The organism is Sulfuricaulis limicola (assembly GCF_002355735.1).
Classification (GTDB): Bacteria; Pseudomonadota; Gammaproteobacteria; order Acidiferrobacterales; family Sulfurifustaceae; genus Sulfuricaulis; species Sulfuricaulis limicola.
On the sequence record NZ_AP014879.1, the window covers coordinates 1,226,917 to 1,241,770 of the forward strand.

At 52.9% G+C, this 14,854-nt stretch carries 15 protein-coding genes; all 15 read left to right on the plus strand.

The genetic code is table 11. The features are described 5' to 3' along the window. Positions 1–6 precede the first annotated feature (6 nt). The 15 genes from SCL_RS05980 (at position 7) to SCL_RS06050 (ending at position 14,816) form a co-directional block, all read left to right on the plus strand. Entirely contained in the window at positions 7–1,503 is a 1,497-nt protein-coding gene (locus tag SCL_RS05980) for a class I SAM-dependent methyltransferase (RefSeq protein WP_096360368.1), read from the plus strand. A gap of 28 nt (positions 1,504–1,531) precedes the next feature. Next, positions 1,532–2,146, plus strand: coding sequence for an imidazole glycerol phosphate synthase subunit HisH (gene hisH, locus SCL_RS05985; protein WP_096360369.1), 615 nt, complete (start codon positions 1,532–1,534; stop codon positions 2,144–2,146). A 20-nt stretch (positions 2,147–2,166) separates the two neighbouring features. Further along, positions 2,167–2,955, plus strand: coding sequence for an imidazole glycerol phosphate synthase subunit HisF (hisF, locus tag SCL_RS05990; RefSeq protein WP_096360370.1), 789 nt, complete (start codon positions 2,167–2,169; stop codon positions 2,953–2,955). A gap of 69 nt (positions 2,956–3,024) precedes the next feature. Then, on the plus strand, positions 3,025–3,585 hold the full coding sequence (locus SCL_RS05995; RefSeq protein ID WP_096360371.1) for a GNAT family N-acetyltransferase: 561 nt from the start codon (positions 3,025–3,027) through the stop codon (positions 3,583–3,585). 13 nt (positions 3,586–3,598) lie between these two features. Beyond that, complete coding sequence (locus SCL_RS06000) at positions 3,599–5,221, plus strand: capsular polysaccharide export protein, LipB/KpsS family (protein WP_096360372.1); 1,623 nt, start codon at positions 3,599–3,601, stop codon at positions 5,219–5,221. A 133-nt stretch (positions 5,222–5,354) separates the two neighbouring features. Further along, positions 5,355–6,170, plus strand: a complete 816-nt coding sequence (locus SCL_RS06005) for a phosphotransferase (protein WP_172425946.1) — start codon at positions 5,355–5,357, stop codon at positions 6,168–6,170. Positions 6,171–6,194: 24 nt separating this feature from the next. Beyond that, complete coding sequence (locus SCL_RS06010) at positions 6,195–7,232, plus strand: phytanoyl-CoA dioxygenase family protein (RefSeq protein WP_096360374.1); 1,038 nt, start codon at positions 6,195–6,197, stop codon at positions 7,230–7,232. A gap of 32 nt (positions 7,233–7,264) precedes the next feature. After that, positions 7,265–7,696 (plus strand): cupin domain-containing protein, encoded by a 432-nt coding sequence (locus SCL_RS06015; RefSeq protein WP_096361873.1) that lies wholly within the window; start codon positions 7,265–7,267, stop codon positions 7,694–7,696. A gap of 2 nt (positions 7,697–7,698) precedes the next feature. Further along, entirely contained in the window at positions 7,699–8,823 is a 1,125-nt protein-coding gene (locus SCL_RS06020) for a DegT/DnrJ/EryC1/StrS family aminotransferase (protein ID WP_096360375.1), read from the plus strand. Beyond that, positions 8,820–9,587, plus strand: coding sequence for a class I SAM-dependent DNA methyltransferase (locus SCL_RS06025; RefSeq protein ID WP_096360376.1), 768 nt, complete (start codon positions 8,820–8,822; stop codon positions 9,585–9,587). The genes SCL_RS06020 and SCL_RS06025 overlap by 4 nt, the downstream gene beginning before the upstream one ends. Further along, positions 9,584–10,759: a glycosyltransferase family 4 protein gene (locus SCL_RS06030; protein WP_096360377.1), complete on the plus strand. Its 1,176-nt coding sequence runs from the start codon at positions 9,584–9,586 to the stop codon at positions 10,757–10,759. The genes SCL_RS06025 and SCL_RS06030 overlap by 4 nt, the downstream gene beginning before the upstream one ends. A gap of 85 nt (positions 10,760–10,844) precedes the next feature. Further along, positions 10,845–11,642 (plus strand): glycosyltransferase family 2 protein, encoded by a 798-nt coding sequence (locus tag SCL_RS06035; RefSeq protein ID WP_172425947.1) that lies wholly within the window; start codon positions 10,845–10,847, stop codon positions 11,640–11,642. Between the two features lie 3 nt (positions 11,643–11,645). After that, positions 11,646–12,605: an NAD-dependent epimerase/dehydratase family protein gene (locus tag SCL_RS06040; protein WP_096360379.1), complete on the plus strand. Its 960-nt coding sequence runs from the start codon at positions 11,646–11,648 to the stop codon at positions 12,603–12,605. Next, positions 12,589–13,818: a glycosyltransferase family 4 protein gene (locus SCL_RS06045; protein WP_096360380.1), complete on the plus strand. Its 1,230-nt coding sequence runs from the start codon at positions 12,589–12,591 to the stop codon at positions 13,816–13,818. The genes SCL_RS06040 and SCL_RS06045 overlap by 17 nt, the downstream gene beginning before the upstream one ends. Before the next feature lie 2 nt (positions 13,819–13,820). Then, positions 13,821–14,816 carry a UDP-glucose 4-epimerase family protein gene (locus tag SCL_RS06050; RefSeq protein WP_197702729.1) on the plus strand — a complete coding sequence of 332 codons (996 nt, stop codon included), beginning with the start codon at positions 13,821–13,823 and terminating at the stop codon, positions 14,814–14,816. The last annotated feature ends 38 nt before the right edge of the window (positions 14,817–14,854 follow it).

A 14,854-nucleotide genomic window follows, 5' to 3' on the forward strand; every position in this document is an offset into this window, starting at 1 on the left:
TTGCTGATGCAGAACTGCCGCTTCATCGTTGTAAATCATCCCAGGCTGGGGTTTCAGAACGCAGAGAATGCTGTGCGTGACTTCGTCGCCCGCCGTCTCAGCAGTGCCGGCGCGCCCGAAGTTATCTTTGTGCCAGATCGGGAGTCTGCGGACAAAACAGCGAACTCGATGCTCAGGGACCCGGCTAAAAACGGTTACCTGGTCATTAGCGACATCATGAATCCGGTCACGGATCTCGGGCTCGTGCGGGCAATGATGGACAGCTTGCAGCGCAACGAGGCCGCCGTATGCCTTTGTGATGGAGCCATTCCGGGCACCCAGGTGGATATGGTGATCGCCGCCGATCGCCTGGATCATCTGCCTGATGACGCTGAATCTGCCAATCCGGTGTTGATTCGCAAGCGCTGGTTCACACAGGACAAGCACAACAATCAATTTAACCTGTACAAGTACAAACGGCTCAAGATGTTTCTCTGTCTCGTCGAACGGCTTGACGGCATGCACGAGATGGATATTGAGACGTTCATTTCGGCGCTGGCCCGGGACGACATTTTTCCTTTGCTTGCCGCGTTTGGCGAGGACGTCCGTCTGGTCTGGCACGAGTCATGCCCACACTGCAATGGCGCACTGACGCCCTTGCCGCTGAGGATGTCACAGCCTTTTTGCGGCTATCTGCCCGTGGCCAGGCCACTTTACCATGAATGTGAACGTTGTGGCCTCGTGACGGCATCCCCGGTCGTGCATGAGGACGATGTCGCCACGATATACGATGTCTTCGATAAGCAGGACTTCGTTGTCTCGCTGAATAATCCGTATCATCATGGCGCCACGCGCTGCGATTTCAGCCTTTTCGAACGTCATCTGCCACGCATGGCAAGGACGCTAGATATTGGCGGCGGCATGGGACGGTTCAGCCAGTTCCTTAAAGAGGCCTACCCTGACTGGATCGTGACGCATTCCGATCATGAAATAAAGCAAAACCTGCAGCTTCAGGATCAAGGCATTCAGACCAGGGCCCTGAACGTCCTCGCAGAACCGATTGGTCAAGAGCGCTACGATCTGATTACCGCCTGGGAAGTGATCGAGCACATCCCTTACCATCGGATAGCGTCCGTACTGGATAACATCCATCGCGCCCTGGCACCGGGGGGGTTCTTCGTGTTCAGCACGCCGGATTTCGATTCCCCGTTATGCCGCAGCTTTGATTTCTTCGGTGTTTGCCCGCCCTTTCACTACCTGGTTTTTGGCGAGCGGTGGCTGCGTCGTTACTTCGAAGGATCGTCCCAATGGGAGTACCTGGAACCCCGGTCCTGTTCCGATTTCCTCGATGATTCCCTGATGTGGTACGACTACGGTTCGAAAACCTGTCCATCCTTCCAGATGCGGGCCACATCAGGCGTTCTCCGCGCGGTCTTCGAGACCGATGATGGCGGGGACCTGCGCAGAACCTTGATGCGAAGAGGCATTGGCACGGAAATCATTATTACGCTGAGAAAGCAGTGAGCATGCGCCCCCGGCCCTTGTGCCAGCCATGATTACAATCATCAACTACGGTATGGGCAATCTGCGCTCCCTGCAGAACGCATTTACCTATCTGGGGATTGAATCCCGCATAGTCAGCGATCCCGAAGTCATCGCTGCCAGTGATCGGCTCGTTTTGCCCGGTGTCGGATCTTATGCTCAGGCAATGATGAACATCGAGAAAAACGGCATGCGACAGGCCATGGAAATGGCGGTGCTCCAGCGGGGAGTTCCGTTCCTGGGCGTGTGCCTGGGCATGCAGCTCTTGTCCGGGCAAGGCGAAGAGGGAGGTATTACCAAAGGACTCGGCTGGATTCCAGGCCGGGTTGTTCGCATGACTCCGGGTGAAGGCCTGAAGATTCCGCATATCGGTTTCAACACGGCACGTTTCCGCTTGAATCACGGCGGACTCTTCGACGGCCTTGGCGACGGATGCGACTTCTACTTCGTGCATTCGTTTCACTTCATATCCAGAGACCCCGAGAACGTAATTGGTGTATGTGACTATGGCGGTGAAGTTGTCTGCGCCATACGCCGTGACAACGTTGTCGGCGTGCAGTTCCACCCGGAAAAGAGCCAAAGTAACGGTTTACAACTGCTGCGGAATTTCATGAATCACTTCTAGTTTTCCGCGCTGAATCGCGTATGCATAAAAACCGGATCATATTTACCCTGCTTTTTGGAGACGGATTCTACAATCTCAGCAGAAACTTCCGTCTGCAACGTGTCGGTGATCTGTCATGGGTAAGAGAAAACTACGAATTTGATTCCATCGCGCGCTCCATCGATGAACTCGTGATACTGGACGTCTCCCGCGCGACACGGGATCACACCGCATTTTCCGGGCAGGTGGAACAGCTGGGAAAAAACTGTTTTATGCCTATTGCCGCCGGGGGCGGCATCCGCACCACCGAACATGCATTCCAGCTTTTCCAGGCAGGCGCCGACAAGCTGGTGCTGAACACGCCGTTCTTCACGCAGCCAAATCTGGTAAAGGAGCTCGTCAGCATCTTCGGGTCACAGTCAATAATTGCTTCCATTGATTACAGACACATGGAAAACGGATCACGCCGCGTATTTGTCAGCAATGGGACGGAAGATACCGGAGTTGAACTGGCAGATGCCCTGCGAAAAGCGCAATTTCTCGGCGCCGGGGAAATTTACCTGACCTCAATAAACAACGACGGCACGGGCATTGGCTTTGATCTCGAGGCCCTGCGTCTGGCATCTGAAATATGCAGCGTGCCGATCATCGCCTCGGGCGGGGCAGATAACCCTGTTCATCTGATCGAGGGAATACGGACGGCGGGGACTTCGGCTGTGTCAACGGCGCATCTCTTCAACTTCATGTCAGATGGCCTGTGCGAAGCCAGAAAGCAGATCGTGGAGAATGGTATTCCATTGTCCCAATGGCCCGACAGCCTCTTTGCGTAAAGGCATGGAGCGCCACCCCCTCAACTTCCGGAAAGTCCATGTTAAATGCCATGAGCGGGGGAATAAGCATTGTTAAGAATTGACGGAAAGAAAGTCTACCTCGTCCCGTTTGAAGAGAAACATCTTGTCGATCCGGCTTATTACGCATGGCTCACGGACTTCGAGGTGGTTCGATACATTGGTCGTGACGAGTACCTGAAGCCGATTCAATTTGAAAAAGTCCGGGAATACGTTGAGGAGCTGTGGCGAAACCGGTATTGCTCCTTCTTTGCAATGCATCATTCCGGAGACGATGCCTTCATCGGAACAGCAAAAATCAATTATCTCAATGAGGCAGGTTTCAGCACTCGCACAGCAGATATCGGCATCATGATCGGTGATCGCGGGTATTGGGGGAAAGGCATGGCGACAGACGCGTTATTCGCCATCTGTAACTATGCGTTTAACGATTTAAGCGCCAGGAAATTGACCGCCGGCGCCGTGTCCGCCAACAAGGCGGTCATAAGGGCGTTCCAGAAAATCGGGTTCCTGGAAGAGGGGCGCCTTCGGAAGAAACTCCTGATCTCGGGCGAGTACATGGATCATGTACTGCTCGGGTGTTTCAGGGAAGAACTGCATCCCGTCATCTAGTCCGGCGTCGGGGATGCGGGCAATCGTTCGTTACCTCTGGTCTCTCGCAAAAGAGGCGTTGTTTCTCGCGAAAGTCTGGTCGCCCAGGACAGCGCACGATGTGGACGAGTCGATATCGGAATTCATCGCGGCAAACGAAACCCGCTGGCCGACGCGCGAGAGCCGCAGGAAAGGGATATTAATAGAAGGTCATCTGTCTCAATACGGCCCCAATTATCTGTTGCGAACGGCTGTGGCAGCGCGCGCCATTCATGAAAAGACGGGTCTGGACATAGATGTTGTATTCAATGGTTACAGCCACCAGTGGATTCTGGCCAGAAAGGTCTACAGATCCTTCGGTATCAATAACTGGGTGCACCTCGGCAGTTATTTTTTTGTACCCAACTTCATGTTTTTCATATTTTCACGCCTGCGCGCCATCGGATATGCGTTAAAGCTGAAATCGCCCGAGGATATTCTGAAAATAAGGTTCGATGGAATCAAGGTCGGTGATCTGATTTACGATGATGTTATAAGGGATACAAAGCGCAAGACCATTTTCAGGATCGACCGGGATGTCATAAAAGCCGTCGCAAAGAGTTTGTTTTTTTACTTTCAATACAGGGCATTTTTCAGGAAACGGACCTACGACTATTTCATATCGACACACACCGCTTATTCGGAATATGGCCTGTTGTGTCGCGTGGCGTTGATGCATGGCGTCAAGGTGATAGAAACATCAGATATTCAAATGTCATTCTATGACAGGATATCGAATGATTTTCTGCCCACCTATCATGACGGCATTAAAAACTCGATTCAGGCGAGCATTAACAGCCGACAGGCGGGATTGGACAAATTATGCGCCGAGGCCAAAGAATCCTTGCGCCAGAGGCTGGATTCCGAGATCGGCCAAATCGACGCCAAAAAAGCCTATTGCGGAAGGGTTTATGCACGAGCAGAGCTGGGCCAAACGCTCGGTCTGGGGCATGGGGACAAAATTGTTTTCATCCTGGCCCATGTTTTTTCTGACGCCCCGCATCTCAGCAGCGCAATGCTGCATGCCGATTATTACCAGTGGCTGGCGTCTACATTGAATGTTTGTGCGAAATCCACGAACGTCCACTGGGTCGTCAAGCCTCACCCGTCGAGCGTGATCTATGGCGAGAATGGCCTCGTTGAAAAAATGACGGCGGATGTCAAATCGGACAATGTGCACATTTGTCCGGCAGACCTGAATACCAAATCATTAAGCCTGTGCGCCGATGCGCTGGTGACCGTACACGGGACTGCCGGCCTGGAATATTCGTGCCTCGGTATTCCTGTTGTGCTGGCCGGCCGGCCGTTTTATTCGGGTTTTGGATTCACTATTGAGCCCGGATCGATCGCGGATTACGAGCGATGTCTGCTGGACATCCACAATGTCGGTCGATTATCCGATGCCCAGGTCAAGACAGCGCTGGAGGTATATGCGATCTGGAATCAACAGTTCGACTGGCATAATCCGATAATCACTTCCGATGTGCTCGCGAATGTCTGGGGCAGCGGTGTCCCGCGGGATTTGACGAAAGCTTATCGCCTGATAACGGAAAACATCCGGGTCACTGACCCAAGGAAACTGAAACTCTGGGAATTTGTCCAGGGCGTTGTCGAGTAAATTGAGGACGCCAGGTCAAAAATACGACATTCCACTCCATTTTGACCTTCCCGGGCGCTTGTATCATTTTGCGCGCAGGATGTTGTTACGTGGAGCGCATGGATTGTATGTCCGGTTCCTGGTTATTCCCTGTTTGCGCAATCAGGAAGGCTTGAGTGACTACTTTTTTACAAAACTGGCGTTTAATTCCGCCATTATTGCCGATCACCAGATGATTTATAAGGTTTCGTTAAGCAAAAGAAGCACGATTGAGCATGAATTCAGGAATTACGAAAAAATACGCAGCGATTTCCCCGACTTGATGGAGTTCATGCCCAACTACCGCATGCAGAGAAGCTCCTGCGTCTCCTATCTGTCCATGAATTCATATAAACCGGTCAGCGCAGAAGCCAGCCTTGAGATTGCGCAAGGGATATACAAGAAGCTGCGCAGCGGCGGCCGGGCGACGACAAAACTTGAAATACCGGACACAGACGAGATTCAGGCTGGATTAAAACTCATCGCAAGTATTTATGGAGATTCAGCCGCCCACAGGGTTCAGAAGATCGTCGCCGCGTTTCTGGACGGCGGGAAGTATCGCATTGGATTAGCGCATGGCGATTTCCATTCTCGAAATATACTGGTCGATATCCATGGGAATCCCAGGCTCATAGATCTGGATTGTGTACGGTTTCGGGGTATCCAGGATTTCGATGCCTTATACTTTGTGCTGGAATTGGAATGGTCAATATCGGGTACGCCGTGGTATGAAACAATCGTGAACTATTTGAAGGGCGATATTCCGGAATCTGCACGATCCGTATTCGAGAGATTCGGCATCGAATATAGCCATGGACTGGCCGTTTCCTGCCTTATCGACCGAATCGGCCAGGATTACAAGAAATACGAATTGCTTCTCTCCAGAAAATATCTGGACCCTATCGTGGACCAGGTCCTCGAACTGGAATGAGTCGGGAAGAAAACTGAAAGTCAGATGAAGGAAAAAATCATAAAAGCAGGCAGGCTTCTGGTCAATGAAGTCAGCAAGAGCGGCTTTCTCCGCTCGGTCTTCCCTTTCATGCAGGACTGGTATCAATCGAATGTGGCCGGCAATCCGGCAAAACTCCAGTTTCTCGGCGGGCACCCTTATCGGATAGTCAGAAACAAAATGTTCTGGTTGCACGCGCCACGCAAGTATGCCGGTGGAATCATATTAAATGTTTTTGGCGCGCAGTGTCTTCGGTACATTACCCATAATATTCTCAGACCTGTCCCTGTGGAAAAGAACGACTACCTGAGGGAACTGCGCGTTAACGGTGTGCAGAAAATAGATGGTATATTGGATTCTGGCGGCCTGAACCAGTTGACGCAGTTTTATGAGAAGTACAAGCACCTGTCCCTCAGCTATTTTGAAGATTTTTCGGAGCTGATCATTTTCCCAAATACCAGAGAAAATAAGAACTTTGAAGCAGAGGATTTCCGGAACGTCCATGACCTGATATTCAAGACGTTGAATGTTGAAACGCTGTATCGGGATATTGCCGGCTCCCGGCTTGAAGTCATTCCTTTTGTTTCCATCCTTCATTACAAGTCCTTCGTGGGTGAGCGGTACATGTTGCAGTTCGACAAGCAAGACGTGCCGCACTGTGATGTTTTTTATCCAAGCCACAAATTATTCGTTTATTTGAATGATGTCGACGAAAATAATGGCGCGTTTATGTATTTCCCCGGAACTCATCGCTACACTCCCCGCAACGTGATTCGGGAGTATCTGGCCAGCTTGCGGTATTATTTTATCGAGAGAGCAGGAATCGCTCCCACCAATGCCTTCAGGTTCCGCAAAGCCTGCGCAGCCATCAGCCTGGTTGGACGCGCCGGCACGGGTGTTCTGTTCAATGTTGCGGGAATTCATCGAAGAGGAAATTTTCTTAAAGACAAATATCGGGAAAGAATGGTATTGCTCGTCGACTTCAGGCAACAAGAAGCCATGTTCCCGCCCAAGAACCAGTTGCTATCGTCCCATCCCGTCTAGAAATATTTTTTTTATCGGCAAATATGGAAGGCATGATCGAGACAATCAACCATCAGGGAAAATCGCTGGCCTTTATTCTCCGGGCCAACTATCGTGCTGAGGGAATTGAATTCTTCACTCCCAATGATTTTTCCCAGCAGCTCGGTTACATGAATCGCCCCAAAGGCTATGTTATCCCGCCGCATGTGCACCACCCGGTGGCGCGCCAGGTGCATTTCACGAAAGAAGTGTTGTTCATAAGATCCGGCCAGGTACGCGTGGATTTTTATGATGACGACCAGCGTTATCTGGAAAGCCGGATACTGAAACAGGGCGATGTGGTATTACTGGCGTTCGGGGGGCACGGCTTCGAGATGCTGGAGGCCAGCGAGATTATTGAGGTCAAGCAGGGGCCCTATGCGGGTGAGGAGGACAAAGTGCGGTTTTCTCCTGTTTCTGCCGATCAGATCCGGCTCGTGAAATAATTATGAACCGGAATACCTTTGTTCCCGTCAATGAGCCCTTGCTCAAAGGCAATGAGGAAAAGTACCTGCTCGAGTGCATCCGCACCGGCTGGATTTCGTCCGAAGGCCCGTTCATCAAGCAGTTCGAGGAGCAATTAGCCGCGCGCGTCGGGCGCAAATACGGCGTGGCTGTGTCCAATGGATCAGTGGCGCTGGACGCTTCTGTCGCGGCTTTGGGCATCGGTGCGGGTGATGAAGTAATTTTGCCTGCATTCACCATCATTTCCTGCGCTGCCGCCATAGTACGTTCCGGCGCGGTGCCTGTAGTAGTGGACTGCGACCCCGTCACATGGAACATGGATGTCGCACAGGTAGAGGCGCGTATTACGCCACGCACCAAGGCTATCATGGTCGTGCATATTTTTGGCCTGCCGGTAGACATGAAGCCGATGTTGGCGCTGGCTCACCGATACGGTCTTAAGGTGATTGAAGATGCCGCCGAGATGCATGGCCAGACTTACGCGGGAAAGCCCTGCGGAAGTTTCGGCGACATCAGTACTTTCAGCTTTTATCCCAATAAGCACATCACCACGGGAGAGGGCGGAATGATAATGACAGATGATCCCGCGCTGGCCGAGAAATGCCGTTCCCTGCGAAATCTCTGTTTCAAGCCCGAGCAGCGATTTGTGCACGACGAACTGGGCTGGAATTTCCGAATGACCAATATGCAGGCAGCCTTGGGCGTGGCGCAGCTGGAGCAACTGGACAAGTTTGTGCAGATCAAACGCCGGATGGGTGCCCGCTATACCAGCCTGCTGGCCGGCATACCGGGTATCCAGCTGCCATTGCCGCGAACGGATTTCGCCGACAACATCTATTGGGTGTACGGCCTGGTGTTGGCAGACAGCGTACCTTTCGACGCCAAGGAAGCCATGACCAGGTTGGCAAAACTCGGCATTGGCACGCGCCCGTATTTCTGGCCTATGCATGAACAACCCGTGTTCAGAAAGATGGGATTGTTTGCCGGAGAGAGTTACCCGGTGGCGGAACGCATAGCGCGACGCGGTTTTTATGTTCCCAGCGGTCTGGCGCTGACTGACGGGCAGATGGAACAGGTCGCCGAAGCGATGCGCAAGGTGTTCCAGTGAGCGTGTTCGGCGGATATGCGCATTATTATGACTTGCTCTACCGTGACAAGGATTATCTGTCGGAATCCATTTTTCTCCGTAATCTCATAGAGAAACATCACCCAAACACCCGCACGATTCTGGAACTGGGCTGCGGTACTGGCGGGCATGCGTTTCACCTGGCTGAGAAGGATCTGGCAGTGCACGGCGTCGATATAAGCCATCAGATGCTGGCTGAGGCCAACAAAAAACGTGCAACGTTGACGCCAGGAATGGCAAAAAATATTGTTTTTTCCCATGGTGACGCAAGAAATGTCAGAATCGACAATAAATTCGATTGCGCGATATCGTTGTTTCATGTTCTCAGCTATCAGACCCGGAATGACGATGTCATGGCCGCATTCCAGACGGCAAAACACCACCTGAATCCCGGCGGCATATTTATTTTTGATTGCTGGTACGGGCCCGCTGTTTTAACCACGCTCCCCGAGGTGCGCATCAAACGGTTTGAGGACAGCATGTACAGCATTATCCGCATTGCCGAGCCGGTCATGCATCCCAACATGAATCTTGTTGATGTCAATTACACTGTCCTGATAAAGGACAAGGCGAAAGAGACGATTGAAGAACAAAAAGAAACGCACAGCATGCGCTATTTTTTTTATCCGGAGATCGAGATGTTGTGCAGACAGAACGGTTTTGAGCTTGTTGACGCCCAAGAATGGATGTCCGGTAACCAACCCGGTTTTGACACCTGGAGCGTGAGTTTTGTGGTGCGTCGGTGAAAAAAATCGGCTTATTTCTCGGTACGGCCTCCAGCAACGGGGGGATGTTTCAATACAGTCAGGCAATCCTTGATGCCGTCGCCTCGCTTCCACGTGAAAAATTCTCCGTGGTGGTCGCGTACGTCAGTTCACAATGGAAATCCTATCTCGAAAAATACAGTCTTGCGTCTTTCCATCTGGGCAAAGCAGGTGCGAAATATTCCTTCAGTAATGTCTGGCGCGTGACAGGGTTGCCTGTAGGCATGTGGCGTGCCGCATCGCCATATTTCAATACCGTTGCCGGATCCCTCGTGCGAGCACGATGTAATCTGTGGATCTTCCCCGCCCAGGATTCATGGAGCTTCATGGCGCCGGTTCCCTCGCTTGTGTCAATTCATGATCTCATGCATCGTTATGAAAGAGGATTCCCGGAAGTATCCGCGCACGGGGCATATTTTCGTCGCGAACGTCTTTTTCGAAACATCAGCCGATGGGCAAAAGGCATTATCGTAGACTCAAGGGTTGGCAAGCTGCATGTTCACGAATCGTATCAAGTCCCGCTTGAGCGCATCTTTGAGCTCCCTTATATACCGCCGGGATATATTTACGAAACCGGCATTGCAGGCGATTTTTCAGAAAAATATCAGCTCCCCGGGAAATTTATCTTTTACCCGGCCCAGTTCTGGGAGCATAAAAACCACGCTCGACTGGTAGAGGCCGTGGCAAAGGTCAAAACCAGACATCCCGATATTTTTCTGGTTCTGGCCGGCGCGAGAAATAACGCCTATGACGAAATCACGCGGAAGGTAAAAACACTCGAACTGTCCGAGAATGTAATATTCCTCGGGCATGTTCCTGATCATGACATGCCGGAATTGTACAGGCGTGCTTGTGCCATGGTAATGCCGACTTTTTTCGGCCCCACCAACATCCCGCCATTGGAAGCTTTCGCCCTCGGATGTCCTGTCGCGGTGTCGAATATATACGGTATGCCCGAACAGGCAGGCGATGCGGCGCTGCTTTTCAATCCAAATTCGGCAGATGAAATTGCCGGCTGTATTGAAAGGTTATGGTCCGATGACTCGCTACGCGCATCACTGATCGCGAAAGGCCGCGCGCACGCAACCGCCTGGGGGCAAAAGCAATTTAATCAGACTTTCCTCGCTATTGTTGAAGCGTCAACAGCTTGCTAGGTTTTGATCTGTTATCCCGTCCGAGATTCCAGCCAGGATGTTAATACCGGAAACCGGTCGACCACAGCCGAAAACAGACAGGCCGATGGTTTCAGTGATCGTCGCGGTGAAGAACGCCAGCGCGACCTTGCAGCGTTGTATCGATAGTGTGGTTGGGCAGACATGGCCCGGCAAAGAGCTGATCGTGTGCGATGGTGCGTCGTCGGATGGCACGCGTGCCATTATCGAGCGCAACCAGGCCAATTTGGCGTACTGGTGCTCGCAGCGCGACCACGGCATTTATGATGCCTGGAACAAGGGATTGAGCCATGCTCATGGCGATTGGGTCTGTTTCCTCGGCGCCGACGACTTTTTCTGGTCACCGACAGTCCTGGCGAGCGCCATGGCACAGGCTGGCAAGGTTTATCCGCACGAACGTGTTATTTATGGTCGTGTCGCCCTGCTCACCCCCGATGGAACCTTTCTGCGCTATTTAGGCAAGCCCTGGGGCAAGGCAAAAGAACAATTAATGCAGATCAACTCTCTGCCACATCCGGGCCTTTTGTGCCACCGCAGCGTATTCCAGGAACATGGAATTTTCGACATCTCGTACCGGATATCGGGTGATTATGAGTTTCTGTTGCGTGAACTTAAATCAGGCGACGCCCATTTCATGGAGGATGTCATTACCGTGGGCATGCAAACCGGGGGAATCAGCAGCCGCACAAACTGGATACGGCTTGCCCTCAAGGAGATTCGCCGGGCACAAAAAAAACACGGATTCCGTTATCCGGGGCCCCTTTGGATCGCGGCTTATCTCCGGGCGCTTGTACGGTCTGCAATCGCCGGCATTATCGGAGAAGAAAAAACCGACAAGGTAATCGACGTTCTCCGCAGATTCTAGAAAATGAAAGTAACGGTTACCGGTGGAACGGGGTTTATCGGCCAACAGCTTGTTCTGAGGCTCGTGCAGCGCGGGGACTCCGTCAGAATTCTCTCCCGTCGGTCCCCGTCACAAGCGAAGATTCCGGGCGCGCAAATCTTTTATGGCGACCTCTGCGATCCGGAAACCAGACTCGAAAACTTCGTCGACGGCGCGGATGTTCTATATCACTGCGCCGGTGTTATCAGTGATACAGAGCGCATGCACGATGTACACGTCCAGGGCACGGATCGTTTGCTCGCGGCATCACAAGGAAGGATTGGCAAATGGGTGCAATTGAGCAGCGTGGGTGCGTATGGCCCGGTTTCGTCGGGGATGGTGACGGAGGAGTGGCCCGAATCTCCGGTCGGGGTATACGAGCGCACCAAGACGGAATCCGACAGGCTGGTGCGTGCAGTATCAGACAAAGGGGCTTTTCCTGCTGTGTTATTGCGCCCCTCGATTGTTTATGGACCAGACATGCGCAATCGCTCGCTGTTCCAGCTGATCCGGATGATTGACCGGGGACTCTTTTTCTTTATCGGTGCCCCTGGCGCAACTGTCAATTATGTCCACGTCGCGAATGTTGTCGAGGCGTTGATATGCTGCGGGATTGATGGCCGCGCCAATGGCAATACCTATATTATTTCGGATCATCGCAGCCTCGAGGAATTCGTGGGAATTATTGCCATGGCTCTCGACCGACCGGTTCCGCACCGCCGTATCCCCTTGCCGTTGGCACATTTTATTGCGTTCATTGGCGGCTGGATTCCGGGCTTCCCGTTGACCAAAAGCCGCGTGCAGGCCATCAGCAATCGCGCAGTCTACTCCAGTGGCCGCATTCAGAATGAGCTGGATTGCGTATTCCGAATCGGCATGGAGCAGGGTATTCGCCAGATGGTGGAGACCGTGAAACACCGGAGAGCCCATGACGCATTCCGATAACACGGCGCGCAATACCGGAATACCGACACCAGCTCTGGAAGCGTTGCGTGGAGTACGGATAATGCGTCTGGCCTCGGTGCCGTTTTTTCTTGTCTCGCAACTGCAACTCCAGGCGGAACAGCTCGCCGCCTATGGCATGGAGGTGCAGCTCGTCTCCGGCGAGGGTCCGGAGCTCGGTCGTTTACACCTCGGTCCCCGTTTGCGATATACCACGATCGAGTTCGCGCGCCCCATCCATCCATGGAAGGATCTAAAAACCTTGTGGCAACTGGCCAGGCTTTTCATCCGCGAACGGCCCGAGATTGTACACTCCACAACACCAAAACCCGGTTTGCTGGCGGCAATTGCCGGATTTGTAACACGTGTTCCAGTGCGGCTGCACACATTTACGGGTCAACCATGGTTGCACCGGCGTGGTTTGGTGCGATGGCTGGCGCGCACCGCAGATCGATTTATCGGTTTTCTCAATACCTGCTGCTATGCCGACAGCCACAGTCAACGGCAGTTTTTGATAGACGAAGGAATAATTTCCGAACAGAAAATCCATGTGCTTGGCCATGGATCGCTCGCTGGTGTAGATACCGTGCGTTTTGACCGTAACCGCTGGTCAGAGCCGGAACGTCAGGATATTCGACGTCAATATTCCATAAGTCCCGAGACAAAAATCATTCTTTTTCTCGGACGCATCGCCCGCGATAAAGGTATCCGGGAATTGCTCATGGCTTTCGAGCAACTGATCGTGGACGGAAAAGATTGTCATTTGCTGCTCGTCGGTCCTTCCGATGAGGAGTGCGGGGGAGAATCGTTTCTGCCGTCCGGGACGCCGCATGCCGCAAAACGCATCCAGTCTGTCGGATATACAGACTGCCCGGAGCGGTTTCTAGCCATCGCTGACATCCTCTGTTTGCCAAGCTACCGCGAAGGATTCGGTACCGTGGTGATTGAAGCGGCCGCAATGGGAGTGCCTGTGGTTGGCACGCGTATCAACGGCCTGAAGGATGCGGTGGTGAATGGCGAGACCGGTATGCTTGTGGAATCGCACGATGCCAGGGCGTTATACGAGGCAATTGCCACGCTTCTCTCCTCCCCTGCGCAACTCGCGCGTCTGGGACATGCCGCGCGTGAACGTGCGAGGCGCTTGTTTGACGCGAAATATGTCAACCGTTTGCTGGCCGAGGAATATCTGAAATTACTCATGTATTCACGTCGTTGAACATGAGCGGCATGCAACAAATGCCGCACGCAACAAGCCAGGACGCGCGGGTATTGGTTACTGGCGCGACGGGATTCGTTGGCCGCGCGCTCTGCCAGGCACTGCATCGGTGCGGTTATCAGGTGCGCGCGGGCTTGCGAAGCGCCGCTACTGGCGCAGACGGTTATTGCCGGGACAGGGTTGTGGTCGGTGATCTGGGACCGGAAACCGACTGGCGTCCGGCGATTGATGGTGTTGACGCGATTGTTCACCTGGCGGCCCGTGTCCACGTGCTTAAAGAAAGATCGCGTAATCCATTGGCCGAGTTCAGGCTGGTAAATGTCGCGGCTACCGAACGATTGGCGCGGATGGCAGCCGCGTCCGGAGTGCGCCGACTGGTCTACGTGAGTTCGGTCAAGGTGAATGGTGAGCAAACGCTTGAATCACCCTTTACTGAAACAGATGCCCCGAAACCGCATGACGCTTATGGCATGTCGAAATATGAGGCGGAACAGGCGCTGCTGAAAATTGCCGAAGAGAAAAATCTGGAGGTGGTTATCGTGCGCCCGCCACTGGTCTATGGATCGGGAGTAGGTGGAAATTTTCTGCGCATGATGAACTGGATAAATCGCGGGTTTCCCTTGCCTCTGGGATCGGTGCCTAATTCGCGCAGCCTGATTTATCTCGGCAACCTGGTGGATGCGCTGCTAACCTGTGTTATGCATCCACGCGCGACAGGAAAGATATATTTGGTCAGTGACGGTGAAGACGTTTCTACACCTGAGCTGGTCAGACGCCTTGCCCAAGCCATGGGACGACACCCGCGCCTGATTCCCTTCCCGCCGGCCCTGTTGCGTATCGCTGGTTTGATAACCGGCAACTCAGCGGAGGTCGAACGCCTCGTGGGATCATTACGCGTCGATAGTTCGAGAATTCGTCGTGAACTTCAGTGGACACCCCCATTTTCCGTTACGCAAGGACTGCACGATACGGCAGCATGGTATTCAGGACGCGTATGAGCGGGACCGCGCGGTGTACATGCAGAACTCCATGTCCG

Excerpts from the sequence above, each read along its gene's own strand:
- SCL_RS06050 (WP_197702729.1), top strand. The coding sequence starts at position 13,821 with ATGAGCGGCATGCAACAAATGCCGCACGCAACAAGCCAGGACGCGCGG.
- SCL_RS06020 (WP_096360375.1), top strand. The coding sequence starts at position 7,699 with ATGAACCGGAATACCTTTGTTCCCGTCAATGAGCCCTTGCTCAAAGGC.
- SCL_RS06045 (WP_096360380.1), top strand. The coding sequence starts at position 12,589 with ATGACGCATTCCGATAACACGGCGCGCAATACCGGAATACCGACACCA.
- hisH (WP_096360369.1), top strand. The coding sequence starts at position 1,532 with ATGATTACAATCATCAACTACGGTATGGGCAATCTGCGCTCCCTGCAG.
- SCL_RS05980 (WP_096360368.1), top strand. The coding sequence starts at position 7 with ATGCAGAACTGCCGCTTCATCGTTGTAAATCATCCCAGGCTGGGGTTT.
- SCL_RS06010 (WP_096360374.1), top strand. The coding sequence starts at position 6,195 with ATGAAGGAAAAAATCATAAAAGCAGGCAGGCTTCTGGTCAATGAAGTC.
- SCL_RS06000 (WP_096360372.1), top strand. The coding sequence starts at position 3,599 with ATGCGGGCAATCGTTCGTTACCTCTGGTCTCTCGCAAAAGAGGCGTTG.
- SCL_RS06015 (WP_096361873.1), top strand. The coding sequence starts at position 7,265 with ATGATCGAGACAATCAACCATCAGGGAAAATCGCTGGCCTTTATTCTC.
- SCL_RS06035 (WP_172425947.1), top strand. The coding sequence starts at position 10,845 with ATGGTTTCAGTGATCGTCGCGGTGAAGAACGCCAGCGCGACCTTGCAG.
- SCL_RS06040 (WP_096360379.1), top strand. The coding sequence starts at position 11,646 with ATGAAAGTAACGGTTACCGGTGGAACGGGGTTTATCGGCCAACAGCTT.
- hisF (WP_096360370.1), top strand. The coding sequence starts at position 2,167 with ATGCATAAAAACCGGATCATATTTACCCTGCTTTTTGGAGACGGATTC.